The following is a 25,063-nucleotide window of genomic DNA, read 5'->3' on the forward strand; positions in this document are numbered from 1 at the left end:
AGTGCGCTTGGCCGATCTCGCATTTTGAGGAGGCCGCCGTCAGCCCCGGGGTCCGCCGCCGGCGTCCACCTCGCCGTTGGAATCGACATCGTGCACGGCGATCACCGCGTCGAGGGGCAGCGGACCGTACAGGTGCGGGAACAGCTCGGTGCCGCCGGAGGTGTTCTCGTCGACCAGATCGGTCAGGTCGTCCGGATCGACGGTCAACAGCACCACCGGCTGCGTCTCCGCCGTCCAGAACCGCTGCCAGACCCCGGCCCGTTGACCGGCGTAACAGAAATGGATGAAGCCCTGGTCGGCCAGCGTCATCCCCCGTCCGGAGATGCGGTGCTCCCCCGCCGCCGAGGACGCTTCCCAATCGGCGGCGGTCGTGTAGTGGTACAGATACCGGTCAGACATCGATCACGGTCGGCACGATCATCGGCCGGCGCCGGTAGGTGTCGGCGACCCAACGCCCGACCACCCGGCGCACCGCCTGGGCGACCCGGTGCGGGTCGGTGATCCCGTCAGCCTCGGTCCGGGCCAGCTCGGCCTCCACCAGCGGGACCACGGCGTCCAGCGCCTTCGGGTCGTCGGAGAAGCCCCGGCCGGACAGCGTCGGGGCGGCCTTGGCCCGGCCGGTGTGCGAATCGATGGCGACCACGATGGAGATGAAGCCGCCCTCGCCGAGCACCAGCCGGTCGGACAAGGTGTTCTCGCCGACGTCGCCGACGGCGTTGCCGTCGACGTAGACCATGCCGACCTCGACGTGCCCGACGATCTTCGCCCGGCCGTTCGCCAGATCGACGACGGTGCCGTTGGGTGCCAGCACCACCCGGTCGGATCCCACGCCGGTCCGCACCGCCAGCTCGGCGTTGGCCCGCAGGTGGCGCCACTCGCCGTGGATCGGCATCACGTTGCGCGGCTTCACCGCGTTGAACAGGAACAGCAGCTCGCCGGCGGCCGCGTGTCCGGAGACGTGCACCTTGGCGCTGCCCTGGTGGATCACGTTCACCCCGACCCTGGACAGCTCGTTGATCACGGTGAACACGCTGGTCTCGTTGCCGGGAATCATCGACGACGCCAGGATCACCGTGTCGCCGTGCTGCAGTTCGACGGAGCGATGCTCGCCGCGGGACATCCGGGACAGTGCCGACAGCGGCTCGCCCTGCGATCCGGTGGAGATCAGCAAGACCTTCTCCGGCGGCAGGTCCAGCACCTTGTCCAGGTTGCGGATCAGCCCGTCCGGCACCTGCAGCAGCCCGAGTTCCTGGGCGATCTGCATGTTCCGCACCATTGACCGGCCGACGAACGAGACCTTGCGACCGTACTTGTGGGCGGCGTCCAGCATCTGCTGCACCCGGTGCACGTGCGAGGCGAACGACGCCACGATCACCCGCTGCGGGGCGGACCGGATGTAGTTGTCCAGTACCGGTCCGATTTCCCGCTCGGAGGGCACGAACCCGGGCACCTCGGCATTGGTCGAGTCGACGCAGAACAGGTCGACGCCCTCGGCACCGAACCGGGCGAAGCCGGCCAGGTCGGTGAGCCGGCCGTCCAGCGGCAACTGATCGAGCTTGATGTCGCCGGTGTGCAGCACGGTGGCCGCCTTGGTGCGGATGCCGACGGCGAGCGCATCCGGGATGGAGTGGTTGACGGCGAAGAACTCCAGATCGAACGCGCCGACCTTGAACCGGTCGGTCTCCTTCACCACCCGCAGGTTCGGCTTGATCCGGTGTTCCTTGCACTTGGCGGCGATCAGCGCCAGCGAGAATTGGGCGCCGATCACCGGGAGGTCCCGGCGCAGCCGGAGCAGCCAGGGCAGGGCGCCGATGTGATCCTCGTGACCGTGGGTGATCACGACGGCCTCGATGTCCTCGATCCGGTCCTCGACCAGCCGCAGGTCCGGCAGGATCAGGTCAACGCCGGGCTGTCCGTCTTCCGGGAACAGCACGCCGCAGTCGACGATCAGCAACCGGCCGTCGAGCTCGTAGACGGTCATGTTACGGCCGATTTCGGTGATCCCACCAAGGGCGACCACCCGCAAGGTGCCCGGCCGCAGCGGCGGCGGCGCAAGTTCGGCAATGCTGTTCTGGCTGGTCACGTAGTTGCGTCCGATCCGGGGATGACGAGGGTGTCGAGCGGGGCGAGTTCGGACAGATCGGTGGCGATCTGCGCGGCCTGCTCGGCGGTGGCGGGAACCTGTGGGAGTCGCGGGGTGCCGGTGTCGAAGCCGGCCTGGGCGAGCGCGGTCCTGGCGAACACCAAACCGGCGCCGCCACCGGTCCGGCCCATCGCACGATGTACCGGCATCAACGCCAGATGGATCCGCCGGGCGGTCGCCAGGTCGCCGGCGTTGGCGGCATCCACCAGGGCCTTGACGTGCGGCCCGACGACGTGCGCGATGATCGAGACGATGCCGACGGCTCCGACGCTGATCCACGGCAGGGTGAGCGGGTCGTCGCCCGAGTAGTAGACGAGGTCGGTGGCGGCGATCACCTCGGAGCCGGCCTGCAGATCACCCTTGGCATCCTTGACCGCGACGATCCGTGGGTGCTCGGCCAGCTTCTTCAGCGTGTCCGGGGCGATCGCCACCACCGAGCGCGGCGGGATGTCGTACAGCATGATCGGCAGCCCGGTGGCGTCGGCGACCGCGGTGAAGTGCGCGAGCAGGCCGGCCTGCTGCGGCCGGGAGTAGTACGGGGTGACGAGCAATCCGCCGTGCGCGCCGGCCTGCTCGGCCTGACGGGCCAGCTCGATCGAGTGCGCCGTGTCGTAGGTGCCGATCCCGGAGATGACGGTCGCCCGCTCCCCGACCGCTTCCACGGTGGCCCGGATGATGTCGACTTTCTCGGCGTCGGTGGTGGTCGGCGACTCGCCGGTGGTGCCGTTGACCACCAGGCCGTTGTTGCCGGCGTCGACCAGCCGGACCGCGAGCTCACCGACCTTGTCCAGGTCGACCGCGCCGCCGGCGTCGAACGGGGTGACCATGGCGGTGAGGGTGGTCCCGAACGGGCGGCCAGGCATTCCGGCAGGCCCGGCAACGACCCCGGAAGCGTGAGAACTCATGGCGCTCAACCTACCGTCGGGCGCGTGGACACGACACCAACGGCACTGCCAGGATGACGGGGAATCCTGCCGTTCCTCTGCCGAACCCATCTGCCGCACCACCATGCATCCGGAGGCCCCGAGTTGACTACCGATCTACTGGCCCGCGCTACCGACGCACTTCCCACGCTGATGCACGACCTGGAACGGCTGGTGACCTGCGAATCGCCGACGGCGGACCTCGCCGCAGTAGCGGCGGGCGCGAACCTGGTGGATGTGATGGGCGCCGGCTATCTGGGATCGGCCGCGGAACGGATCGTGGTGGACGGTCGGACCCACTTGCGCTGGCGGCTCGGCGGCGACACCGGTCCGCGAGTCCTGATCGTCTGCCATCAGGACACGGTCTGGCCGATCGGCACCCTGCAGCGGCTGCCATTCAGGGTCGAAGACGGGATCGTTTACGGCCCAGGGTGTTTCGACATGAAGACCGGCCTGGCCATGGCGTTTCACGCGCTCCGACTGCTCGGCGCGCCGCAGACTCTGCCTTCGGTGACGCTGCTGGTGACGGGCGATGAGGAGATCGGCTCCCCGACCTCGCGGCAACTGATCGAGGACGAGGCGCGGCAGTCGAGCGCTGCCTTCGTGCTGGAGGCCAGCGGCAACGGCGGCGCGCTGAAGACCGGCCGCAAGGGTGTGTCGCTGTTCCGGGTGAGCGCCTTCGGGCGGGCATCGCACGCCGGACTGGAGCCGGAGAAGGGCCTGAACGCGGCCGTGGAGATCGCCGGTCAGGTCCTGGCGATCAACGGACTCGGCGATCCCGCGGCCGGGACCAGCGTGGTGCCGTCGGTGTTGTCGGCCGGAACCACCTCCAATACCGTGCCGGCGGCCGCCACGCTGATGGTCGATTCGCGGGCCTGGACGGTCGCCGAACAGCAGCGGGTGCAGGCGGCGATGACGTCGCTGCAGCCGACGGTGCCCGGCGCACGGGTCGAGGTGACCGGCGGGATCAACCGGCCGCCGATGGAGCCCGCCGGCAGTCAAACCCTGTTCGCCCTGGCCGAGGAGCTGAGCTCACAGATCGGATCCGGTGCTCTGCAACAGATCTCGGTCGGCGGCGGGTCTGACGGGAACTTCACGGCCGGTGTCGGTTGCCCGACCCTTGACGGGATGGGCGCGGTGGGCGGCGGTGCGCACGCCGACAGCGAGCACGTGATCGTCGAGGAGATCCCGCGCCGGACGGCGCTGCTCGCCGGCCTGATCGATGCGGTGTGTTCGGGTGCCGCTGTCCGATAACCGGGTGGCCGAAGCGCTGGCCGCCGGTCTGCCGGGCTATCGGCCGGAATCGGTGCGCCCGCTGGATTCTGGATCCGACCACGACGTGTACGTCGTCGACGGCACGCTGCTGATCCGATTCGGCCGGGACGGTGCCGGCTCGCCGGAACCGGAGGCTTCACTGCTCCGGCGGCTGGGCGGACTGCTCACCGTCCCGGTGCCGCAGCCGGTGTTCAGCGACGAACGCACCGGTGCGCTGGCCTGTCGCCTGCTGCCCGGGACACCGCTACTCTCGATCGCGCGGGACATCCGGAACGAATGGCGGGCCGGCGTGGGCGCAGCACTTGGCACGATGTTGGCCGACCTGCACCAGCTGACCACGGACGATCTCGGAGGCTGTCCGGTGGACGGCGCGCCGCCGGCCGAGAGCCTGGCCGATGCCATTCGCTCGTTCGCCGAGATCTCTACGGACGTTCCGGCAGGTCTCCGCGGGGCGATGGCGGATTTCCTGGACTCGCGGCCACCGCCGCCGGGACCGAAAGTGTTCTCGCACAACGATCTCGGCATCGAGCACGTCCTGGTCGAGCCGGCGACCGGCTCCATCACCGGGATCATCGACTGGTCCGACGCCGCGATGTGCGACCCGGCCCGAGACTTCGGCCTGCTGTTGCGCGACCTCGGAGATGACGCCTTGGAGCGCGCCTACCGCAGCTATCGGCGGACCGGCGGCCCGATCGACGTCGACCAGCAGTTCCGCACGCGGTGCCTGTTCCACGCCCGTTGCGCCCTGCTGGAGGATTGGGCATACGGGCGCGATACCGGGCGCAGCGACTACATCGACAAGTCCCGGGACGCGGCTGCAGCTCTGTTCGCGCCCTGACCTGCCTGGCTCCGCGCCGGGCTACAGACCGCCCCGGGCCGCGACGACGGCCGCGACGGCGGATTCGTCACCGTTGAGCTGCACCCGACAGGCGTCCCTGCCCGCGACCCAGAGCACGATCTCCCCCGGATCGCCGGCGACGGTGACCACGGAGGCCGCTGTCCCGTCCGACCCGGACGGCTTCTTCAGCACCACCGACCGCCCGTCGGGCAGCTGTGCCGTCAGCCCGGCGGGCAGCCGCCGCACCATCATCCGCATCATCGACGACTCGACCAGTGCGGTCAGGGCCGCGACGACGTCGTCGTCCAGCAGCCGCGGCTCCCAGCCGTCGACCCCGCGGCGGGCGTCTTCGTGGTGGATGAAGAACTCCGAGCCGTTGGTCAGCTCGTCCAACTTGCCCCAGCCCATCGGATTCCACGGCGGCGGACCCGATCGCAGCAGCGCGACCTGATCGGCCCACGGCCGATCCCGGTACTGGCCGGTGACCGATTTCAGGTGCCCGGCCAGCGGTTTGACGAACATCCCGGCCGATGCGTCGATCCGCCGCTCCCGCACCAACAGGTGGGCCAGCAGGTCGCCGGTGTCCCAGCCCTCGCACAGCGTCGGGACGTCCGGTCCGAGTTTGTCGAAAAGGTCGGCCAGCGCCTGTCGTTCGGTGCGGGCCAGATTCGCGGTCATCAACCGAACCTACGCCGGGCCCGGCTCTTCCCAACTCGGCTGCTGACACCCGCCCCGGCGCTTCCCAACTCGGCTACTCCCGTCACTCCCGTACCAAATGGCGAAAGTTCGCAAGCGACTGAGATGTTGATAAGCGCCGCGGCCGGGGGGATCAGCCGTCGCCGACGTAGGGCGAGGCGGCGGTACTGGTGCCGTCGGCCAACGTGCTGATCCGGAAGTCCGCGAAGACGTGCGGCGCCTCGCGCTGCAGTTCGGCCAACAGCGCCACCGCCAGCATGCGCAGTTCGACGTCGGCCGCCTCGGTGGCCCGCATGCCGATGAAGTGCCGCCACGCGCGGTAGTTCCCGGTGACCACGATCGCCGTCGACTGCGCGAGCGGCAGCACCGCCCTGGCTGCCTGCCGCGCCTGCTTGCGGGCCAGCGATCCGTCCGGGCGGCTCGTACCCGCCTGCTGCAGACCGTCCAGCAGATCCTCGTATGCGGTCCGGGCTTGCGCCACCGCAGTCTGGAAACGTTGGTGCAGAACGGGATCGGCGCCGATGGCGGCAGGCTCGACCACGTCTTGCGGCTCGGCTCTGGGGGAAAGCTCGGAATAGGAGAAGTGGCGGTGCCGCAGGAACTCGTGGGTGACAGAGCGCGACAGGCCACGCAGATAGAAGGTGGCACTGCTGTGCTCGAGGACGGAAAGGTGACCCACCTGCAGTAGGTGCAGCAGGAACCCGGAATTGCTCGCCGTCGCCGGCACTGCCCTCTCCCAGGAGCTGTAGATCGACCGACCGGCGAACTCGGCCAGCGCTTGGCCGCCGACGGCATCGGTCTCGAACGGGACGTCCTGCGGCGCGGTGAACTCGGTGCGACCGATCAGTTGGACGATCAGTCCGGACTGTGCTGGCACCATCGCCCGATCCTAAGGCCGGTACCTCCGCGGACCGCGCCCACCGCACCCGGACTCGACGCCAGCGTCAGCTAGACGTCAACCCGACGCCATAGAAAAGTCAGAGCGACGTCAGTTGACGTCACAATATGCTTGCGCGACGTCAGTGATGGTGTCATAGTGACGTCATGGATCTCACCCCCTATATCGAAAGCCTTCGCCGGGACCTGCTGCAGGCCGCCGCGCTGGGCGACGAAAATACCCAGCGAACGGCCGCCGCCCTGGCCGGAGCGGTCGAGCCGAGCGCACGGCTCGCGCTGATGAACGCACTGTCGGACCTGGCTGCTGAAATCACCGGAGCGCTGGACGACACCACCGTCGAGGTCAAACTCGACGGCAAGGACGTCCGGATCGCGATCGAGCACCACGACCGGTACGGCTCCGAGGAGGACACCGACAGTTCCTACGACTACCGCAGGATGCGCAAGGACGGCGACCACCCGAATCCGGACGACCTGAAGGCGGCGATGCGCGAGGCCGGCAGCGAGCTCTCGCGGACCACGGTGCGGCTCTTCAACGATCTGAAGTCGCAGGCCGAATCGGCCGCCGTCGACCAGGGCATCTCGCTGAACACCTACATCTCCAAGGCCGTCGCCGATTCGGTCCGCGGCGTCAAAGGCGGAAAGCAGCACAAGGGCCAGCGACGCGGCAGTCACAACGTCAGCGGCTGGATCCAGGGCTGATGACCGCCCCGGAGCCCGTGCCGGGCGTACCGGCAGAGCAGCACCGCGGTCCGTCCCCGGACCCGACCGACGGCACCGATTCCCGCCAGGATTCCCACTCCCGAAAGAGCACAACCATGCAGACCTTCCTGACCCCCGATCCGATCGTCGTCGAGGTCCGCAACGCGGCCGGCCTGGTGACGGTCGATCTCGCCGACACCCAGACGACCACGGTCGATATCGAACAACTGCAGGGAACCGGCGTCGGCTTCATCGACGACCTGATGTCGAGCTTCCGCCGGGATGCGCCCCAGCACCAGACGCCCAGCAATGCCCTGGACGACGTCCGGGTCGACCTGCGGGTGCAGGAGAGCGGCACGGTCTTGATCGTCGACACCGACCCGGCCCGCAACGGTTGGCGCAGTTCGTTCGCTGTCCGGATCACCGCCCCGGCCTCGTCCGGCGTCCGTACCCAGACCCAGTCGGCCGACATCAGGTTGACCGGTGTGGCCGATCGGCTCGACGTGCGGACCGCCTCGGGCGACGTACAGGCCGATGTGGTCGAGCGCGGCTCCCTGGTACAGACGGCCTCCGGCAACGTCCGGATCGCCAGCATCGGCGCCGACGCCGAGATCCGCACCGCCTCCGGCGATGTCAGCGTCCGGCACAGCGGCGGGTCGTTGAGCGTGCATTCGACCTCCGGTGACGTCCGGGTGGAGGAGCCGGAGCGCGACGTATTCGTCCGCGCGGTTTCCGGCGACGTCTACATCCTGGATGCCGTCACCGGAGCCATCGAGGCGACGGCGGTCTCCGGCGACATCGTGGTCGGGGTGCATCCCGGATCGCTCGCGAAGATCGACCTGTCGTCGATTTCCGGCGACACCCGCAACGAGTTCGAGGTCCACGACGATCCGATCGAAGCGCCGCAGGACGTGCCGATCGGACGACTGGAGATCACCTGCCGGACCACGTCCGGCGACATCAGGCTTCGGCGCTCCGCCGCCGCAACCGCCGGCTGAGAGCTGCTCCGATGGCCGGTCTCCGTCCGGCCATCGGAGCAGCACCGATCATCTTCGGGAGATGAGCAGCAGTGATCGACACATTCGCAGTAGAAAAGCCGCTCGCAGTAGCAATACCTACCCTCGTCCTGACCGACGACCTGCCGTGCCACAACGACGACCCCGACCTCTGGTTCGCGGAGCAGCCGGCCGATATCGATCGGGCCAAGGCGCTGTGCGCCGGCTGCCCGGTCCGCCGGGCCTGTCTGGCCGGCGCCCTGCAACGTGCCGAGCCATGGGGCGTCTGGGGCGGCCAGCTGATCGATGGCGGCATGGTGATCGCCCGCAAGCGCGGTCGCGGCCGTCCCCGCAAGAACGAGCCCGCCGTCGCCTGACGGCCACCGCATCCCTTTCAATCGGCAGCAAAGCCGCTGCCACTACCCAGGAGTCAACGATGCACATCCTCGAGACCGAACTCTCCAGAGAGCGAACCAGGCAGACCAGGTACGAGCTGGACGCCATCAGGATGGCCCGCCGGATCCGCAGCGCCCGGCGCCGCGGCAGGGCCGAACGAACGGTCTGACCTGCGACGTCAGACCAGAAGTGCCGCGCCGCCCCGGCGCGGATCGGCGGCCGGGCCACCCGGCCCCACCCCGGCCACCCCGCCGAAATAGGGCCGGCGCCCCTCCCACTGCACCACCAGGTCACCGGCCGCCTCGATGGCCGGCGGCACCGTCGCCGGGAAGCCCGGCTCCAGGTGCACCGCCTCCGAGGTACACGACAACCGGGGCGCCGCAACGGCTTGCGTCATCGTTCGGCCCTCCAGCAGGATCCCGACCAGCACCTGCAGCAGGGCCGGACGGATCCGGGATCCGCCCGCCGCACCGGCCACCAGCAGGAGCTCGCCGGCATCATCGGTCACCACCAACGGCACCATCATCGAACCCATCCGCTGGCCGGCGACCAGTTCCCCACGCACCAGCTCACCCTCGCCCAGCATCGAGTTCGCGTGCACGCCACCGGTCCAGATTCCACTCCCCAGGCCGAGCGAATGCGTAGCGGCACAAGCATTTCCGTCGCTATCGACGGCAGCCACCGAGGTGGTCTCGGAACGCCGCGCCGGCGCCCGCAACGCCCGGACCAGGGCCAGCGTCCGGCCGGGTTGGCCGGACGTCACGGCGTCGACGTCCAGCGCGGCAATGGTCCCGGCCAGGCTGTCCAGGTCGTCGGCCCGGACCCGGACCCGGCCGGATCCGAGCACGGTGTCCGTCACCGTCAGGGTGCGGACCTGGTAGGCACTCAGGTCCTGCATCGACAGCGCACCGCCGTCGGCCCGCACCGCGGCGACCAACCGCTCGGCCCACTCACCGGACATCACCGCGGCCGGACCGCGTTCCCGGTAGCCGGCGAGCGTGTCGGCCAGGCCGGCGTGGAACAGCCGTTGGCCGGCGCGCAACAGCAGGCCGGTACCGGGATCGGAATAGGCGGCGATGCCGTCGCCCAGCACCATGGCCGCCGCGATGTCCGGCAACAGCGCCGCATGCTCGGCCGGGAACGGCACGCCGGACCCGGCCAGCTCCTCAGCGGGCCGCACCACCCGGTCCCACGGCAGCCGCCCGTGTCTGGAGTGCAGCTCCGCCACCCCGGCCGGGGTGCCAGGCACCGCGACCGTCGGACCACCGACCTCGTACGGCACCGCCACCCCGCCGAAAGCCACGTCGATCGGCCGGGCAGGGCCCGCCGTCGTGCCGTCCAGTCCAGGCACCGCAACGAAGAAGTCCAGGCACTCGACGGTCCGGCTGTCGGCCGAGTAGACGGTGGCGAATCCGCCACCGCCCAGGCCGGAGAAGATGGTCTCGGCAACGCAGCCGGCCAGCACCATGCCGGCCACCGCGTCGGCCGCGCTGCCGCCGTCGGCCAACAACTGGCGGCCCACGGCTGCGGTGGCCGGATGACCGGCGGCGACCGAGGCGGGAAGGCTCAGGTTCACCCCGGAAGCGTATGCACCGCAGCGGTCAGTTCGCGGGCCAGGTCGCCCTTCGGCATCACCACCACCTCGCCGAGGCCCAGCCAGCGGGCCATCTCGGCCAGCTCGTCGGCCGCGGCGGCCGCGGCCGGCCCGGCTGCGGCACCCGGCTCCAGCCAGGACGCCTGCACCAGCAACCGGCCGGTCGCCCGATCGGCCTTCAGGTCGAATCGGCCGACCAGCGAATCGCCCAGCAGCAACGGGAAGACGTAGTAGCCGTGCACCCGCTTGTGCTGGGGTGTGTAGATCTCGATCCGGTAGTGCACGTCGAAGATCCGTTCGGTGCGCGGCCGGTGCCAGATCAGTGGATCGAACGGGCACAGCAGGGCCTGCCCGCCGGCCTTGCGCGGCATCGCCGCGGCGGCGTCCAGCCAGGCCTTGTCCTTCCAACCGGTGACCCGCACCGGCAGCACGGCGCCGGCCTCGACGAGTTCGATCAATGCCCTCTGGGTGTCGTCGACCCGGAGCCGGTAGTAGTCGGCGATGTCGCCGGCGGTACCGATGCCGTGGTGCCGGATCGCCATGGCCACCAGTTCCCGCTTGGCGTCCGCGGGGTCCGGTGTCGGTGCCGCCAGCACGGCCGCCGGCAGCACCCGGTCGGTCAGGTCGTACTGCCGCTCGAAGGCCCGCCGGCCGGCCACCGCCGTCTGCCCGGACAGGAACAGGTACTCGCAGATGCGTTTGGTGGCCGACCACTCCCACCAACCCGGTCGGCCCTTCCCAGGTGCCTCCAGGATCTTCTCGACGCCACCGGCCGAGATCGGGCCCTCGCCGCCGATCACTTCCAGCACCCGGTCGAGGAAGTCCGGATGCTCGGCCAGCAATGACCGCGGCCGCCAACGGTCCGCCATGAACTGCTGCCGGTACCGCAGCAAGGGTTCCAGCTCGACCGGGATCAGCGACGCGACGTGCGCCCACGATTCCAGCAGCTGCCGATCCTTGGCCCTGGCCGGCCACGCGGCGCCATCCAGCACCTCGGTCGGGTAGGCACCGAGCCGGGCGAACACCGGCAGGTAATGCGCCCTGGCCAGCACGTTGACCGAATCGATCTGCAAAACGCCGATCCGCTCGACCAAACGGCGCAGGTGACCGCGGTTGATCGGCCCGCCCGCCGATCGGGGCCGGTGCAGGCCCTGCGCCGCGATCGCGGTGCGCCGGGCCTGGGCGGCGGTCAGGGTCAGGGCCGGCGACGGCGCTCGGGATGCGTGCGGATGCTCGGTGGATGAGGTGCTCACAACCCTGAATGCTCGCAGATCACACCGACAGTGCATCATCGTGCAGGACACTTGCAGGACACTTCAGGAACCGATCGCGGGTGCCGGGCGATCCCGGGCGCACCCGATCGTCAGAGCCGCTGCGACGAGGGAGACTCGATGAGCCCGCACGACAGGTGGACGGCGCTGCTGGACATTCTCGGCCGGGACGGTCGGCTGGAGGTCGGGGACGCTGCCGACGAGCTCGGGGTGTCCGCCGCCACCATCCGGCGCGACCTGGATCATCTGGCCGGTCAGCAGCTGTTGACCCGCACCCGCGGCGGCGCCGCACCCGCCAGCGTCGCCTACGACCTGCCGCTGCGCTACAAGAGCGGCCGCAACATGGACCAGAAGAGCCGGATCGGTGCGGCCGCCGCCGCGCTGATCACGCCGGGCTCGGTGGTCGCCATGAACGGTGGCACCACCACCTCGGAGGTGGCGAGGGCGCTGGTCACCGTCCCCAGCCAGCCGGCCGCCGATTCCGACGGCGCCGGTCAGGACTTCACGGTGGTCACCAATGCGCTGAACATCGCCAACGACCTCGCCGTCCGCCGGAACATCAAATTGGTCGTCACCGGCGGCGTTGCCCGGCCCAGCTCGTACGAGTTGATCGGACCGTTGGCCGAACCCGGCCTGTCCAAGCTGCACCTCGACTACGTGGTGCTGGGGGTCGACGGGCTCGACCTCGAGGTGGGCGCCACCGCGCACCACGAGGGCGAGGCTGCGGTGAACGGGATGATGGTCGCCCAGGCGTCGACGGTGGTGGTGGTCGCCGACGGCAGCAAACTCGGCAGGCGTTCGTTCGCCCGGATCTGCGGAGTGGCCGAGGTCGACATCCTGGTGACCGATTCGGCAGCCGACCCGGACGCCGTTGCGGCGTTCGCCGAGGCCGGCGTGCGGGTGATCCAGGCCTGAGCCGGTGCGGCCCGATGCGCTCCGAAGATCCCGTCGGGCCGATCAGTCGAGGTCGAGCAGCGGTTCGAGGCCGACCGTCAGCCCCGGACGGTGCCGCGCCTGCCGGATCGCCAGCAGCACACCGGGCATGAACGAGCCGCGGTCGAAGGAGTCGTGCCGGATGGTGAGCAGCTCTCCCGCGCCGGCCAGCAGCACCTCCTGGTGGGCGACCAACCCGGGCAGCCGGACCGAATGGACATGCACGCCGTCCACCACGGCTCCCCTGGCACCGTCCGGATCGCTGACGGTCGCGTCGGGCATCGGCGGGGCTGACGCCTGCTCCCGGGCCTTCGCAATGTCGCGGGCGGTCGCCGCGGCCGTCCCGGACGGAGCGTCCGCCTTTCCGGCATGGTGCAGCTCGATCACCTCGACGCCGTCGAAGTACCGCGCCGCCTGTCGGGCGAACCGCATCGCCAGCACCGCGCCGATGGCGAAGTTCGGCACCACGATCACGGCGACGTCGGACCGGTCGGCAAGCAGTCGGCCGATCTCCTGCTGACGGCCGGCGTCGATTCCCGACGTGCCGACCACGCAGTGAATTCCGTTGTCGATACAGAACCGAACGGTGTCCATCACCGCGTCCGGCCGGGTCAGGTCGACCACCACCTGCGCGGCCTGCTCGGTGAGTAGCGTCAGTGGATCGCCGGACCCGATGCGGGCCACAAGTTCCAGCCCGTCGGCCTGCGAGACCGCCTGACAGGCCTGCGTTCCCATCCGACCGGCGGCACCGACGATGCCCACCCGGGTCGCGTCAGCCACCGTCACTCCGACGCCTGGCCGCCTGGCGGGCCCGACCGGACGCACCGCCTTGACCGGAGTGCAAGGTCGGCCTAGCCACCAGATCGACGACGCTGGCCGGCAGGTCCGAGAGCCGGTGGTACGGACCGACGATCGCCCCGGACAGCGGCACCGACAGCAACCGTCGCGCGACCGCATCGACGTCGGCACGGGAAACCGCTGCCAGCGCGGCGATCTCCTCGTCAACAGTGGTGAACGACTTGCGCACCAGAATACTTCTGCCGATTCGGCTCATCCTGGATTCGGTGTCCTCCAGGCCGATCACCAGCGAACCGGTGAGTTGCCCCTTGGCCCGCTCGACCTCCTCGGCGGTGAGCCCGTCGGCGGCCAAGGCGGTCAGCTCGTCCTGGATCAGGGCGGCCACCTGCCCGAGGTTGGCCGGATGACACCCGGCGTAGACCGAGAACGCCCCGACGTCGGCATAGCTGTGGCTGGTCGCATAGCAGCTGTAGGCCAGGCCGTTGTCTTCGCGGATGGTCCGGAACAAGCGCGAGCTCATGCCGCCGCCGAGCGCGGTGGTGAGCACCGCCAGCGCGTGCCGCTGCGGATCGTCGCGGGCCAGTCCGGGGCCGCCGACCATCAGATGCGTCTGTTCGTTGTCCTTACCCACCAAGCGGATCCGCTGATCCGGCCGGGCGATGCCGAGCCGGGTGCGCGGCGCCATCGGAGCGGTGTCGCCGGTCAGGCGGCCGCCGAAGGCCTTTTTCACCCAGCGCACGACATCGGCGTGGTCGACATCGCCGGCGACGGCCACCACCATTTTCTCCGGGCTGTATCGGCGGTGGTAGTAGCCGGCGATCTGCGTCCTGGTCATCCCGGTGACGCTCTCGACGCTGCCGATCACCGGTCCGGCCACCGGATGTCCGGCGTAGGCGGATTCGGCGAACGCGTCGGCCAGCGTGTCCTCCGGATCGTCGTCGCGCATGGCGATCTCTTCAAGGATCACCGAGCGCTCCACCTCGACGTCGGCCGCGGTGACCCTGGCGTCCAGCACGACGTCGCTCACCACATCGATGGCCAGCTGCGCCTGCTCGGACAGCACATGCGTGTAATAGCAGGTGTATTCGTGCGAGGTGAACGCGTTGAACTCACCACCGACCGCATCCATCGCGACCGCGATCTCGTGGCCGGTGCGACTTCGGGTGCCCTTGAAGAGCAGATGCTCCAGGAAGTGGGAGGCACCGGCCAGCGACGGCGCCTCGTCGACCGAGCCGACGCCGACCCAGATGCCGACGGCGACCGATCGGACGCCGGGAACGCTTTCGGTGACGATCCGCAGGCCACCGTCGGTGACCGACATCGTCACCGCCGGATCGGAGCTGCCGGCTGGGCGGGCAGCACCCGGGCCCCGACGCACACCGGTGCGTTCAAGGACCCGGGTGCTCCGGGTGCGTGCTGCCATCAGTGGCAGATCAGCTCTCGTCCGAGGCGCCGACGGCGGCGGTCTCCGGCGCGCCGTTCGACCGATCGGCCGCGCTCGCAGCGCCTTCCTCGGCGACCGGGATCAGCGAGATCTTGCCGCGGGCGTCGATCTCGGCGATCTCGACCTGCAGCTTGTCGCCGACGTTCACCACGTCCTCGACCTGCTTGATCCGCTTGCCCTGGCCCAGCTTGCTGATGTGCACCAGACCGTCGCGACCGGGCAGCAACGACACGAACGCACCGAACGCGGTGGTCTTGACGACGGTGCCGAGGAACCGCTCGCCCACCTTGGGCAGCTGCGGGTTCGCGATGGCGTTGATCTTGTCGATCGCCGCCTGCGCCTTCTCGCCGTCGCTGGCCGAGACGTAGATGGTGCCGTCGTCCTCGATGGCGATCTCCGCACCGGTCTCCTCCGTGATCGAGTTGATCATCTTGCCCTTCGGCCCGATCACCTCGCCGATCTTGTCGACCGGGACCTTCACCGTGGTGATCCGCGGCGCGTACTGGCTCATCTCGTCCGGGGCGTCGATGGCCTCGTTCATCACCTCGAGGATCGTCAGCCGGGCCTCGCGTGCCTGGGTGAGAGCCCCGGCCAGGACCTCGGACGGGATGCCGTCCAGCTTGGTGTCCAGCTGCAGGGCGGTGACGAAGTCCTTGGTGCCGGCGACCTTGAAGTCCATGTCGCCGAAGGCGTCCTCGGCGCCGAGGATGTCGGTCAGTGCGACGTACTGGGTCTTGCCGTCAACCTCATCGGAAACCAGACCCATCGCGATGCCGGCCACCGGCGCCTTCAGCGGCACGCCGGCGTTCAGCAGCGACATGGTGGACGCGCAGACCGAACCCATCGAGGTGGAACCGTTGGAGCTCAACGCTTCCGACACCTGGCGGATCGCGTACGGGAACTCCTCGCGGGTCGGCAGCACCGGGACGAGGGCCCGCTCGGCCAGCCGGCCGTGGCCGATCTCGCGACGCTTGGGCGAACCGACCCGGCCGGTCTCACCGGTCGAGTACGGCGGGAAGTTGTAGTTGTGCATGTAGCGCTTGCGGGTCTCCGGCGCCAGCGTGTCCAGCTGCTGCTCCATCCGCAGCATGTTCAGCGTGGTGACGCCCAGGATCTGGGTCTCGCCGCGCTCGAACAGGGCACTGCCGTGCACCCGCGGGAGGTACTCGACCTCGGCCGAGAGCGGGCGGATGTCGGCCAGTCCGCGGCCGTCGATCCGGATCTTGTCGGTCAGGATGCTCTGCCGGACGGCCTTTTTGGTGACGGCCTTCAGGGCGCCGCTGATCTCGCCGGTGCGATCGGCGAACTTCTCGCTGAGCGCCTCCAGCACCTCGTCGGAGATCTCGACGGTGCGCTGCTCGCGCTCGCTCTTGTCGGCGATCTTCATCGCCTTCGACAGCTTGTCGCCCACCGCCTCGGACACCGCGGCGAACACGTCGTCCTGGTAGGCCGGGAAGGTCGGGAACTCGACCGTCGCCTTGCTGGACTGCGCGGCCAGCTCGTTCTGCGCCTCACACAGCTGCCGCAGGAACGGCTTGGCGGCCTCGAGGCCCTGAGCGACGACCTCCTCGGTCGGCGCGGTGGCACCGCCGGCAACCAGCTCGATCGTCTTCGGGGTGGCCTCGGCCTCGACCATCATGATGGCGACGTCGTCACCAACAATGCGACCCGCGACGACCATGTCGAAGACGGCCTTCTCCAGCTGCTCGACGGTCGGGAACGCGACCCACTGGCCCTCGATCAGGGCCACCCGGGTGCCGGCGATCGGGCCGGAGAACGGCAGCCCGGAGATCTGCGTTGAGGCGCTGGCGGCGTTGATGGCCAGCACGTCGTAGATGTCGTTCGGGTTGAGCGACAGCACGGTGATGACGACCTGGACCTCGTTGCGCAGCCCGTTGGTGAACGAGGGGCGCAGCGGACGGTCGATCAGCCGACAGGTGAGGATGGCGTCGTCGCTGGGGCGTCCCTCGCGGCGGAAGAACGAGCCGGGGATGCGCCCGGCGGCGTACATCCGCTCCTCGACGTCGACGGTGAGTGGGAAGAAGTCGAAGTGCTCCTTCGGGTGCTTGCCGGCCGAGGTGGCCGACAGCAGGACGGTCTCTTCGTCCAGGTAGGCCATCACAGCGCCGGCGGCCTGCTGGGCCAGCCGACCTGTTTCGAAGCGGATGGTGCGGGTGCCAAATTTGCCGTTGTCCAGGACAGTGGTGGCGCTCTTGGCGGTGGGGTCGGACATGTTTCTCCTTGTACGGAAGATGCCATGCCGTTGCTGCGCCCGGTTTCTCAGCAATTCTGGGATGCCGGCCTTCGATCGAAGCCGCCGGACGACTTGTTCCGGCTGGCCACTACCGAGGACCGGCCCTGACCGCGCTCTGGTGGCGATCTCGGGCGTGCAACTGGCCGTGGCGGTGGATTTCTGTATTCAGTTGTCGGATTCGATTGTGGGATTCAGTTGTCGGCGGGGATCGCCTCCATGCGGGAACGAACCCCGGATGCAGCTCGCCGGGAGGCCCTGGGGCGCTCCCGGCGAGAGGAAACTATCGGCGCAGTCCGAGTCGCTCGATGAGCGACCGGTAGCGGGCAATGTCGACGTTCTGCAGATAACGCAGCAACCGGCGGCGACGTCCGACCAGACCCATCAGACCGCGGCGGGTGTGGTGATCGTGCTTGTGCTGCTTGAGGTGCTCGGTCAGGTCCGCGATCCGCTTGCTGAGCATCGCGACCTGGGCCTCTGCCGAACCGGTGTCGGTCTCGTGCAGGCCGTACTCGGCAAGAATTTCCTTCTTCTGGTCGGCGGTCAACGCCACAGTGGTGCTCCTTGTATTCCGTACCGTGTTCGGTGCCCGGGCCGCTCGTGTCGTACGTGCGTGTGCCGGCGGGCTGACAGATTGTCCGGCGCCTCCACCACGGACTGCAGCGGCACCGCCACCAACTTTACCAGCAGGTGGGACTCCCACCGAATCGCTGCTTGGCCCCGGCAGGTAGCGGAACACTGGCCAGGTAGCGGAAGTCTCACCGCGTGTCGTTTCAACATTGCGCTACCTGCCAGGGGGTGCTGCTCGGAGGTAGCGGAACGTTCAGCAGGTAGCGGGATCTTCACGCGTGTCGTTTCAACATTGCGCTACCTGGTCGGCGTCAAGCGACTTGTCGGCCGAGCAACAGCCGCGGGGCTGACGGCACCCAGTCCGGGAATCCGGATCTGGCGAACGCGGCCACGAACCGCTGCATGATCGAACCCGGATTCGGCAGGTCTCGGCCGGTCCAGCGAACCACCTGACGGCCGGTGTCGCGGATCCGGTCCTCCCGGATCTTCTCCTCGATCACCGCGTCTGCAGGCGACTGCCCTGGTCGAAGCAGGGTCGAGTACTTGCCGAACCCGTCGAACTCGCCGACCGTGCGGAACTCGGGCAGATCGAAATCGACCCTGCCGATGAACAGCCCGTTCCGGTCATGCAGCCGTACCTGCAACTCCGGCTTTGGCAGGCCGTGGACGGCAAAGAGCACCCGTGATCGGGACTCGCCGACACTCTCGCTCCGGCAGTCGGCGAACTCGATCACCCTGGCTGCGGCGCGGGCCGATCCCCGACTGCGGGCGATCTCCAGAACGGCCGCGAGCTCGTCCGGTGTGGTGAGCTCGGCCGCCAGCGCACCGTCGGCCACCACTACGGCCTGGGTGAACGGGGCGCTGCGGGCCAGGTCGAGGACGGTGCGGGCAGCGGAGGTGACGGCGATCCCGTCGACCATGGTGATCTCGGCATCCGTCAGCTTGGCCCGGTGCGGATGGACGCATCCGGTGCCGTTGACGCCGGCCCGACCGGGCCGGGTGATGTGGACACGGTCCAGTCCGAGGCCCCAAACCGGAAGTCCGTGCAGCACCGCCGCCGAAACGTGACTGACCACAGCATCGCTCCGAGACCGCAACCGGGCGACGGTTCCCTCGACGAGCCAACGGTGACGCTGCTCTGGGAAGACCTTGACGCCCGTCGGTATGTACACCCCCTGGCGCAGCAGCTGCCAGTCGCCAGTGGCCTTCATCCGGCCGATGTCGTAGTCGGTCCAGCCCTGCTCGTACACCAACCCGTGGCGCAGCAGCGGCAGTTGGTACTCGGTCGTCATACCGACAAATCAATCAACGATCCGTGGCCGCCTGCGCGTGGCTTCGTCGCAGTGTGGACGGTTCGGTGCGGGTGGACAACCGCGCGCCGCAAGGACGTGCTGGGCTGCCTGATCAGGCCTCAAGGACGTAGCGCAATGTTGAAACGACGCGCCGTGAAGATTCCGCTACCCGCTGAGCATTCCGCTACCTACGTGCCGGGCGGGTACAAACGGAGGCGTGAGATCAACGACGCGGGTGCCGGCGCGAGGACGAGAAGTCACGATCGCACTGGCCATCGACCTGATTGCGGTCTGCGCCTTCGTGCTGATCGGCCGACGGAGCCACGACGAGAACGGGACCGTCAGCGGGTTCTTCGGGACGGCGTGGCCGTTCCTGGCCGCGCTCGTCGTCGGCTGGCTGCTCGCCCGAGTCTGGCTTCGACCGACCGAGGTCTGGCCCACCGGGGTGATCGTCTGGCTGGTCACGGTGATCGGCGGGCTCGGCCTGCGCGGCGTCATTGGCGGTGGGCTGGCGTGGACCTTCTTGCTGGTCACGGCCGTGGTGCTGGCGTTGTTCCTGCTGGGCTGGCGAGCGGTCGCGCACTGGGCCGCGCGACGTCACACCAAGGACGTAGCGCAAAACTCGACGACACGCCGCTGAGTGTTCCGCTACTTCGCCAGAGTTCCGCTACCTCGGCAGGGCAGCTAGCTCGCCGCGTTTCCGCTACGGCCGGCACTACTGCGGTTCGACCTGGCCGAGGATCTCCTTGGTCCGTTCCACGTCCACACCGATCTGCGCGATCAGCGCATCGATGTCGTCGAACTTCTCCATGCCGCGCAGCCGCTCCACGAAGTCCAACGCGACCCGGCGGCCGTAGAAGTTGCCGCCGCCGTCGAGCACGAAGGCTTCGACGGTATGGGTGGTTCCGGAGAACGTCGGGTTGGTGCCGATAGAGATGGCCGCCGGTGAACGCCGCTCCCCCAACAGGAACCAGCCGGCGTAGATCCCGTCGGCCGGGATGGCGCCGTGGTCGGTCACGTCCAGGTTGGCCGTCGGATAGCCCAGTGCGCTGCCGCCGCGGCCCTCGCCGTGCACCACCACACCCTCCAGTCGATGCGGCCGGCCGAGGGCGGCGGCGGCGGCCCGCACGTCACCCGCGGCGACGCAGGACCGGACGTAGGTGGAGGTGACGGCGATGCCGTCACCGGATGACTCTCCGCCGACCCCGTCAACGATGCCGATGCCCTCGGCGCTGAAACCGAATCGCGGGCCGAGTTCGGCCAGCAGCGACAGATCCCCGGCGCCGCGGTGCCCGAAGTGGAAGTTCTCCCCCACCACGATCGCCGCCACGTGCAGCCGGTCGACCAGCAGATCGTGGACGAACACCTCGGCCTCGGTGGCCGCCATCGCCGGCGTGAACGGCAGCACCAGGAACACGTCGACCCCGAGCTCGGCGACCAGCTCGGCCCGCCGGCGCAGACTGCTGAGCGCAGCCGGATGCGAGCCGGGCCGAACCACCTCGGACGGATGCGGGTCGAACGTCATCAGCACCGTCGGCAGGCCGAGTTCGCGGCCCTTGGCGACCGCGCGCTCGATCAACGCCTGGTGTCCGCGATGCACCCCGTCGAACACCCCGATGGTGAGCACGCAGCGCCCCCACCCCGCCGGAATCTGGTCGAACCCGCGCCACCGCTCCATCAATTTCCTCCGCTTCGACTGCCGTTACACCGCCGTTCAGTGTGCCCGACGTCCGACAGCGTGCCTGTTGGAGTGGACCTGAGGTCAAGACGAATGAGCGATGTCACTCCCCCGTCAGCGGGCCTCGAAGACCAGCCGTGGCTTGGCCGACTCGCCGGATTCCGCCAGCAGCGCCAGCAGCCGGGTGCCGGTCGGGTCCAGGATCGCGTAGGTGCCCGGGATCCCAACGGCGGCAAGTGACCTCCCGAAGGACAGATCCCGTTGCTCGGACTCGGTCGCCGTCCGCACGTCGAAGGCGAGCCGGGCCGCGTCAGCCGCGGGAATGACGGCCTCCGCGACCAACCGCGTCAGCTCCTCCGGGACCGGCCCGGTGCCGCGAACCCCGGGCTGGTCAGGGCCGAAGACATCGACGGCACCGGCGATCTCGAACGGGCCGACCGTGGTGCGCCGCAAAGCCGTCAGGTGACCGCCCACGCCGAGCCCCGACCCGAGATCTCGCGCCAGCGCCCGGATGTAGGTGCCGGTGGTGCACTCGACGAGCACGTCCAGGTCGATCGCCGGACGTCCGTCATCGGCGGCGGTCCGACGGAGAGGACCGAGCATCTCGAACCTGGACACCGTCACCGGTCGGGCCGCGAGCCGAACCTGCTCCCCCGCCCGCACCCGGTCGTAGGACCGCTTTCCGTCGACCTTGATCGCGGACACCGAACTCGGTACCTGCATCAGTTCACCGGTCAGCGCGGCGATGCCGGCGGCGATCGCGGCATCGGTGACCGCCGCGACGCTACTGGCCTCGGCCACCGGGACCACCTCACCCTCGGCGTCGTCGGTGGTGGTCGCCCAGCCAAGCCGGATGGTCGCCAGGTAGGTCTTGTCGGTCAGCGCCAAATGGCCGAGCAGCTTGGTGCTGCGATCCACCGCGATCACCAGCAACCCGGTCGCCATCGGATCCAGCGTGCCGGCGTGGCCGACCTTCCGGGTCCGCAGCACCCGCCGCACCCTGCCGACGACATCGTGCGAGGTACAGCCGGACGGCTTGTCCACCAACAACAATCCGCCGCCTGGCGGCAGCGCGACCGGCGGCTGCCGGGACAACCCCGCTACGCCTGGGGTCGGGGACTCGCTGGGCGTCATCGGCTCTGCTCCACGACCGGGATCGGGCCGGTCGGTGAATCATCGGGAGTCGGCGATGCGTCCGCCGCGGCCTCGGCGGACGGCCGGGCCGCGTTCTCGGCCCGCCGGGCTTCCTCAACCTGCCGGGCTTCCTCAACCTGGCGGGCTTCCTCAACCTGCCGGGCTTCCTCAACCTGCCGGGCTTCCTCAACCTGCCGGGCCTCGTCGGCCAGCTGCGCCTCCCGCTCCAGCAGCGCCTGGTCGACCAGCTCCCAGCGGTGCGGCTGGATCTGTACCGGCACCGGTTCGCCCCTGGCCGCGGCCAGCAGCACCACCGCCCTGGTCCGCAGCCACCAGGTGGTCATCCGCCAGAGTCCGATCGCCGTCAGCAGCGCCAGGGTGCCGAACGCCCAGCGGTAGGCGCCGACGGAGTGGATCTGCACCGGCCCGTCGATGCCGTCCAGGACCAGACCGACGGTGTAGACGCCGATCACCGCCCCGCAGAACCCGCCGATGTTCACCATCCCGGTCGCGGTGGAGATCCGGTGCCGGGGGTTGTAGTCCCTGGCCAGCATGAAGGCCACCGCCGAGGCCGGACCGCCGATCGACAGCACGACCAGGACGACGATCACCACCGCCAGCGGCGGCCGGCCACCCGGCCAGCCGATCAGCACGATCCAGCCCAGCAGGCAGGCGCCGGCGACCAGCACGGCAATCGGTGTGCGCGCCTCCGGACGCAGGGCAACGGCGCGACCGATGGTCAGGTTCGACACCAGCCCGACCAGCACCATCAACAACAACATCGATGACGCCGCCGACGCCGACAGGCCGATCGCCTGGGTGAGGTACGGGAAGCCCCAGAGGGTGGTGAACGCCACCGGCGCCGCCATGGTGGTCAGGTGCACCCAGAACCCGAGCCGACCACCGGGCATCCGCCAGGCCGCCTTCACCTCGTCCCAGACCCGGGTCCCGGCCACCGGCGAGTCCGCGGCCACGGCCGCTACCTGCGTGAACGGGGCCGCGGTGGCCTTGCGGACCAGCAGCCCGACGTAGGCCAACGACAGCACCCCGGCTACCAGGAAGGTCGGGGTCCAGCCGAACTGGTGCAACATCGCGGTCAGCGGAATGGTCGCCACCAGGTTCCCGGCCGTCCCCAACAGACCCGTATAGGCGGTGATGATCGGGTATTGCCGCGGCGGGAACCAGCCGGCGGCCAGCCGCAGCACCGAGATGTAACACATCGCGTCGCCGGTGCCGAGCAGGCCGCGGGCCAGCAGGGCCAACGGGTAGGTGGTGACCAACGAGAAAAGGATCTGCGCGCAGCCCATGGTGACCGTCGCGGCCAGCAGCATCCGTCGCGGCCCGAACCGGTCGACCAGGATCCCGGTCGGCACCTGCATCAGTGCGTACAGGCCGAGTTGCAGCATCACGAACGAACTGAGCTGGCCGGCGGTCAGGTGGAAGCGCTCGGCGGCCTGCGGCCCGGCCACGCCCAGCGACGAACGGTGGAAGACGGCCAGCACGTAGACGCCCGCGCCGACGCCCCAGATCATCCAGGCACGGCGGGGCGCAGCGGTCGGTCTGACGGGCGGGGTGATGCTCACGCCTCGTCGCTCACCGCGCCGGGACCGTCCAGCGCCTGGGTCAGCGCGGCGATCGCACCCTGATAGTCCCCCCGCCAGGTGAAGCCCGCAGCCTGCGGATGCCCGCCGCCGCCCAGCGCGATGGCGGCGACACCGACCCGGACACCGTCCCGGGACCGCAGCGAGACCTGCCATTCGTCCGCCGCACTCTGCTTGAGCACCGCCGCGGCGGCGGCCTCGCTGGTGGTGCGCAGGATGTCGATCACCGAATCCGCCTCCTCCTGGCGCAGACCGGCGGAATCCCGCAGGGTGACGCAGGTGTGCACCAGTCCGCGGCCGCCGAGTGCCAGCGGGTCCAGCACGGCCCGGCCCAGAACTGCCGACAGCAGACCGAGCCAGCCGAACGGGTGACTGTCGGTGATGGCCTGGAGCAGCTCGGCCGGCCGCGCACCGGCCGCCATCAGCCTGGCGGCAAGCACGTGTGCCGCGGCGGATCCGTGCCGGAACCCGCCGGTGTCGGTCGCCAGTCCGGCGTACAGCAGCGCGGCCAGATCGGCGTCCAACGGGACGCCGAGCTCCGAGAGCAGCGCATCGACCAGCACCACGGTGGCATCGGCGGAGGGGTCGACCAGGTGATGCTGCCCGAAGTAGGTGTTGGACGCGTGGTGGTCGATCACCAACAGCGGCACGTCTCCGTCGAACAGTGACGCCAACCGGCCCAACCGCTCGGCGGACCCGGCGTCGACACTCACCAGCAGGTCGAGGCCGGACGTACCAGCCTGCAGCCATCGCTCGGCCGGGGTCACCAGATCGACTCCGGGCAGTCCGGACAACGACTGCGGGATGGCGCCGGGGACGTCGAAGCTGACGGAGACCTCGGCGCCCCGCCGACCCAGCGCCAGGCCGAGGGTCAGGGCGGACCCGAGCGAGTCGGCATCGGGGTTGTTGTGCGCCAGCAGCAGCACCGACCGCGCCGATCCGAGCAACCGGGCCGCCCCGGTCAGATCAGCGCGCTGATCAGCGATCACCTGCGGGCTGCCTCCTCGTTCACATCCACGCCAGCAGCATCTTCGTCGGTGGCGTCTTCGTCGGTGGCGTCCTCGTCGGTGGCGTCCGCGTCAGCAGCGTCCGCGTCAGCAGCGTCCGCGTCAGCAGCGTCCGCGTCAGCATCAGTGGCGTCATCGTCAGCAGTGTCCTCGTCGGCGTCGAGTTCGTCGAGACCCTCGATGTCCTCCCGAGGCACCCGGTAGGGGTCGGCGTCACCCGCGTAGGCCTTGTCGGCGGCCTGCTGTGCGATCGCGGCGTCGGCGGCCTTGGCGGCCGCGAGCAGAGCCTCGATGTGCTTGGAGGTGTCCGGCACCCGGTCCAGCTTGAACGCCAGGGTCGGGGTGAACTTGATCCCGGTCTGCTTGCCGACGGCGCTGCGCAGCACGCCGGTCGCGCTGGCGAGCGCGGCCTCGGTGGACTGCAGTTCCTCGTCGTCGCCGTAGACGGTGTAGTAGACGGTCGCCTCACGCAGATCCGGCGTCACCGTCGCGGCGGTGACGGTGATCATCGCCAGCCGGGGGTCCTTGACCTGATGCTCCAGTTCGGTGGCCACGATGGCGGCGATCCGCTTCGCCAGTCTGCGGGCCCGTGCGCTGTCGGCCATGCCCTCACCTCTTCCATGAA

The 25,063-nt window shown here is 69.5% G+C and carries 25 protein-coding genes; 8 read left to right on the forward strand and 17 right to left on the reverse strand.

What is annotated here, in order from left to right:
* Nucleotides 1-39 precede the first annotated feature (39 nt).
* Genes K340_RS27650 through dapA form a run of 3 tightly spaced genes read right to left on the reverse strand, consistent with a single transcriptional unit; the run spans nt 40 to nt 3,048 of the window.
* Nucleotides 40-399 (reverse strand): DUF952 domain-containing protein, encoded by a 360-nt coding sequence (locus K340_RS27650; RefSeq protein ID WP_051265137.1) that lies wholly within the window; start codon nt 397-399, stop codon nt 40-42.
* Complete coding sequence (locus tag K340_RS0105375; RefSeq protein WP_029135973.1) at nt 392-2,083, reverse strand: ribonuclease J; 1,692 nt, start codon at nt 2,081-2,083, stop codon at nt 392-394. The genes K340_RS27650 and K340_RS0105375 overlap by 8 nt, the downstream gene beginning before the upstream one ends.
* Complete coding sequence (dapA, locus tag K340_RS27655) at nt 2,080-3,048, reverse strand: 4-hydroxy-tetrahydrodipicolinate synthase (RefSeq protein WP_051265139.1); 969 nt, start codon at nt 3,046-3,048, stop codon at nt 2,080-2,082. Before dapA ends, K340_RS0105375 begins: the two co-directional genes overlap by 4 nt.
* Before the next feature lie 171 nt (nt 3,049-3,219).
* Between dapA and K340_RS27660 the strand changes: the two genes are divergently transcribed.
* The gene (locus tag K340_RS27660; protein WP_037362692.1) at nt 3,220-4,320 is read left to right on the forward strand and encodes a M20 family metallopeptidase; all 1,101 of its coding nucleotides are present in this window, start codon (nt 3,220-3,222) and stop codon (nt 4,318-4,320) included.
* Nucleotides 4,304-5,179 (forward strand): phosphotransferase family protein, encoded by an 876-nt coding sequence (locus K340_RS0105390; protein ID WP_029135974.1) that lies wholly within the window; start codon nt 4,304-4,306, stop codon nt 5,177-5,179. Before K340_RS27660 ends, K340_RS0105390 begins: the two co-directional genes overlap by 17 nt.
* Before the next feature lie 21 nt (nt 5,180-5,200).
* On the opposite strand, the gene K340_RS0105395 is transcribed toward K340_RS0105390, so the two are convergent.
* Both K340_RS0105395 and thyX read right to left on the reverse strand, forming a co-directional pair.
* On the reverse strand, nt 5,201-5,857 hold the full coding sequence (locus K340_RS0105395) for a TIGR03085 family metal-binding protein (RefSeq protein ID WP_037362695.1): 657 nt from the start codon (nt 5,855-5,857) through the stop codon (nt 5,201-5,203).
* A gap of 151 nt (nt 5,858-6,008) precedes the next feature.
* Nucleotides 6,009-6,755, reverse strand: a complete 747-nt coding sequence (thyX, locus tag K340_RS0105400) for an FAD-dependent thymidylate synthase (RefSeq protein ID WP_037362697.1) — start codon at nt 6,753-6,755, stop codon at nt 6,009-6,011.
* 164 nt (nt 6,756-6,919) lie between these two features.
* Between thyX and K340_RS0105405 the strand changes: the two genes are divergently transcribed.
* The 4 genes from K340_RS0105405 (at nt 6,920) to K340_RS37245 (ending at nt 9,034) form a co-directional block, all read left to right on the forward strand.
* Nucleotides 6,920-7,474, forward strand: coding sequence for a toxin-antitoxin system HicB family antitoxin (locus K340_RS0105405; protein ID WP_029135977.1), 555 nt, complete (start codon nt 6,920-6,922; stop codon nt 7,472-7,474).
* A 116-nt stretch (nt 7,475-7,590) separates the two neighbouring features.
* Complete coding sequence (locus tag K340_RS33875; RefSeq protein ID WP_161632057.1) at nt 7,591-8,472, forward strand: DUF4097 family beta strand repeat-containing protein; 882 nt, start codon at nt 7,591-7,593, stop codon at nt 8,470-8,472.
* 71 nt (nt 8,473-8,543) lie between these two features.
* Entirely contained in the window at nt 8,544-8,846 is a 303-nt protein-coding gene (locus K340_RS0105415) for a WhiB family transcriptional regulator (protein WP_281170685.1), read from the forward strand.
* A gap of 59 nt (nt 8,847-8,905) precedes the next feature.
* Nucleotides 8,906-9,034, forward strand: a complete 129-nt coding sequence (locus tag K340_RS37245) for a hypothetical protein (protein WP_281170686.1) — start codon at nt 8,906-8,908, stop codon at nt 9,032-9,034.
* 9 nt (nt 9,035-9,043) lie between these two features.
* Here K340_RS37245 and K340_RS0105425 read toward each other — a convergent pair whose 3' ends face one another.
* On the reverse strand, nt 9,044-10,441 hold the full coding sequence (locus tag K340_RS0105425; RefSeq protein ID WP_029135979.1) for a gamma-glutamyltransferase: 1,398 nt from the start codon (nt 10,439-10,441) through the stop codon (nt 9,044-9,046).
* The gene (locus K340_RS0105430) at nt 10,438-11,712 is read right to left on the reverse strand and encodes a winged helix-turn-helix domain-containing protein (RefSeq protein WP_245599461.1); all 1,275 of its coding nucleotides are present in this window, start codon (nt 11,710-11,712) and stop codon (nt 10,438-10,440) included. The genes K340_RS0105425 and K340_RS0105430 overlap by 4 nt, the downstream gene beginning before the upstream one ends.
* A 138-nt stretch (nt 11,713-11,850) precedes the next feature.
* On the opposite strand from K340_RS0105430, the gene K340_RS0105435 reads away from it, so the two are divergent.
* Nucleotides 11,851-12,645 (forward strand): DeoR/GlpR family DNA-binding transcription regulator, encoded by a 795-nt coding sequence (locus K340_RS0105435; protein WP_029135981.1) that lies wholly within the window; start codon nt 11,851-11,853, stop codon nt 12,643-12,645.
* Between the two features lie 42 nt (nt 12,646-12,687).
* Here K340_RS0105435 and dapB read toward each other — a convergent pair whose 3' ends face one another.
* From dapB to K340_RS27675, 5 genes are all read right to left on the reverse strand, one after another.
* A complete protein-coding gene (gene dapB / locus K340_RS0105440; RefSeq protein ID WP_169726899.1) occupies nt 12,688-13,443 on the reverse strand; it encodes a 4-hydroxy-tetrahydrodipicolinate reductase in 756 nt (251 codons plus the stop codon).
* Nucleotides 13,436-14,782 (reverse strand): M16 family metallopeptidase, encoded by a 1,347-nt coding sequence (locus tag K340_RS27670; protein ID WP_245599471.1) that lies wholly within the window; start codon nt 14,780-14,782, stop codon nt 13,436-13,438. Before K340_RS27670 ends, dapB begins: the two co-directional genes overlap by 8 nt.
* 112 nt (nt 14,783-14,894) lie before the next feature.
* Nucleotides 14,895-17,138 (reverse strand): polyribonucleotide nucleotidyltransferase, encoded by a 2,244-nt coding sequence (locus K340_RS0105450; protein ID WP_029135983.1) that lies wholly within the window; start codon nt 17,136-17,138, stop codon nt 14,895-14,897.
* Between the two features lie 301 nt (nt 17,139-17,439).
* Nucleotides 17,440-17,709 carry a 30S ribosomal protein S15 gene (gene rpsO / locus K340_RS0105460; protein WP_029135984.1) on the reverse strand — a complete coding sequence of 90 codons (270 nt, stop codon included), beginning with the start codon at nt 17,707-17,709 and terminating at the stop codon, nt 17,440-17,442.
* A 328-nt stretch (nt 17,710-18,037) separates the two neighbouring features.
* On the reverse strand, nt 18,038-19,018 hold the full coding sequence (locus K340_RS27675) for a hypothetical protein (protein WP_051265143.1): 981 nt from the start codon (nt 19,016-19,018) through the stop codon (nt 18,038-18,040).
* A gap of 217 nt (nt 19,019-19,235) precedes the next feature.
* Between K340_RS27675 and K340_RS0105470 the strand changes: the two genes are divergently transcribed.
* The gene (locus K340_RS0105470) at nt 19,236-19,658 is read left to right on the forward strand and encodes a DUF3054 domain-containing protein (RefSeq protein WP_211229273.1); all 423 of its coding nucleotides are present in this window, start codon (nt 19,236-19,238) and stop codon (nt 19,656-19,658) included.
* 75 nt (nt 19,659-19,733) lie between these two features.
* Here K340_RS0105470 and K340_RS0105475 read toward each other — a convergent pair whose 3' ends face one another.
* From K340_RS0105475 to rbfA, 5 genes are all read right to left on the reverse strand, one after another.
* Nucleotides 19,734-20,696, reverse strand: a complete 963-nt coding sequence (locus K340_RS0105475; RefSeq protein WP_029135986.1) for a bifunctional riboflavin kinase/FAD synthetase — start codon at nt 20,694-20,696, stop codon at nt 19,734-19,736.
* A gap of 114 nt (nt 20,697-20,810) precedes the next feature.
* Nucleotides 20,811-21,830: a tRNA pseudouridine(55) synthase TruB gene (gene truB, locus K340_RS0105480; RefSeq protein ID WP_051265145.1), complete on the reverse strand. Its 1,020-nt coding sequence runs from the start codon at nt 21,828-21,830 to the stop codon at nt 20,811-20,813.
* Nucleotides 21,827-23,413, reverse strand: coding sequence for an MFS transporter (locus K340_RS27680; RefSeq protein WP_211229274.1), 1,587 nt, complete (start codon nt 23,411-23,413; stop codon nt 21,827-21,829). The genes truB and K340_RS27680 overlap by 4 nt, the downstream gene beginning before the upstream one ends.
* The gene (locus K340_RS0105490) at nt 23,410-24,420 is read right to left on the reverse strand and encodes a DHH family phosphoesterase (RefSeq protein WP_037362701.1); all 1,011 of its coding nucleotides are present in this window, start codon (nt 24,418-24,420) and stop codon (nt 23,410-23,412) included. The genes K340_RS27680 and K340_RS0105490 overlap by 4 nt, the downstream gene beginning before the upstream one ends.
* Nucleotides 24,417-25,043 carry a 30S ribosome-binding factor RbfA gene (gene rbfA, locus K340_RS27685; RefSeq protein WP_084614068.1) on the reverse strand — a complete coding sequence of 209 codons (627 nt, stop codon included), beginning with the start codon at nt 25,041-25,043 and terminating at the stop codon, nt 24,417-24,419. Before rbfA ends, K340_RS0105490 begins: the two co-directional genes overlap by 4 nt.
* Nucleotides 25,044-25,063: the final 20 nt, after the last annotated feature.

Origin of the sequence: Nakamurella lactea DSM 19367, assembly GCF_000426645.1 — a bacterium.
In the GTDB taxonomy this organism is placed as follows: domain Bacteria; phylum Actinomycetota; class Actinomycetes; order Mycobacteriales; family Nakamurellaceae; genus Nakamurella; species Nakamurella lactea.

What these genes read in the sequence shown, in the direction of transcription:
- K340_RS27670 (WP_245599471.1), bottom strand. Translation starts at nt 14,782, where the DNA reads ATGTCGGTCACCGACGGTGGCCTGCGGATCGTCACCGAAAGCGTTCCC.
- K340_RS27650 (WP_051265137.1), bottom strand. Translation starts at nt 399, where the DNA reads ATGTCTGACCGGTATCTGTACCACTACACGACCGCCGCCGATTGGGAA.
- thyX (WP_037362697.1), bottom strand. Translation starts at nt 6,755, where the DNA reads ATGGTGCCAGCACAGTCCGGACTGATCGTCCAACTGATCGGTCGCACC.
- K340_RS37245 (WP_281170686.1), top strand. Translation starts at nt 8,906, where the DNA reads ATGCACATCCTCGAGACCGAACTCTCCAGAGAGCGAACCAGGCAGACC.
- K340_RS33875 (WP_161632057.1), top strand. Translation starts at nt 7,591, where the DNA reads ATGCAGACCTTCCTGACCCCCGATCCGATCGTCGTCGAGGTCCGCAAC.
- K340_RS0105395 (WP_037362695.1), bottom strand. Translation starts at nt 5,857, where the DNA reads ATGACCGCGAATCTGGCCCGCACCGAACGACAGGCGCTGGCCGACCTT.
- K340_RS0105405 (WP_029135977.1), top strand. Translation starts at nt 6,920, where the DNA reads ATGGATCTCACCCCCTATATCGAAAGCCTTCGCCGGGACCTGCTGCAG.
- K340_RS0105475 (WP_029135986.1), bottom strand. Translation starts at nt 20,696, where the DNA reads ATGGAGCGGTGGCGCGGGTTCGACCAGATTCCGGCGGGGTGGGGGCGC.
- truB (WP_051265145.1), bottom strand. Translation starts at nt 21,830, where the DNA reads ATGACGCCCAGCGAGTCCCCGACCCCAGGCGTAGCGGGGTTGTCCCGG.
- K340_RS27660 (WP_037362692.1), top strand. Translation starts at nt 3,220, where the DNA reads ATGCACGACCTGGAACGGCTGGTGACCTGCGAATCGCCGACGGCGGAC.
- rbfA (WP_084614068.1), bottom strand. Translation starts at nt 25,043, where the DNA reads ATGGCCGACAGCGCACGGGCCCGCAGACTGGCGAAGCGGATCGCCGCC.
- K340_RS27675 (WP_051265143.1), bottom strand. Translation starts at nt 19,018, where the DNA reads ATGACGACCGAGTACCAACTGCCGCTGCTGCGCCACGGGTTGGTGTAC.
- K340_RS0105450 (WP_029135983.1), bottom strand. Translation starts at nt 17,138, where the DNA reads ATGTCCGACCCCACCGCCAAGAGCGCCACCACTGTCCTGGACAACGGC.
- K340_RS0105435 (WP_029135981.1), top strand. Translation starts at nt 11,851, where the DNA reads ATGAGCCCGCACGACAGGTGGACGGCGCTGCTGGACATTCTCGGCCGG.
- dapA (WP_051265139.1), bottom strand. Translation starts at nt 3,048, where the DNA reads ATGAGTTCTCACGCTTCCGGGGTCGTTGCCGGGCCTGCCGGAATGCCT.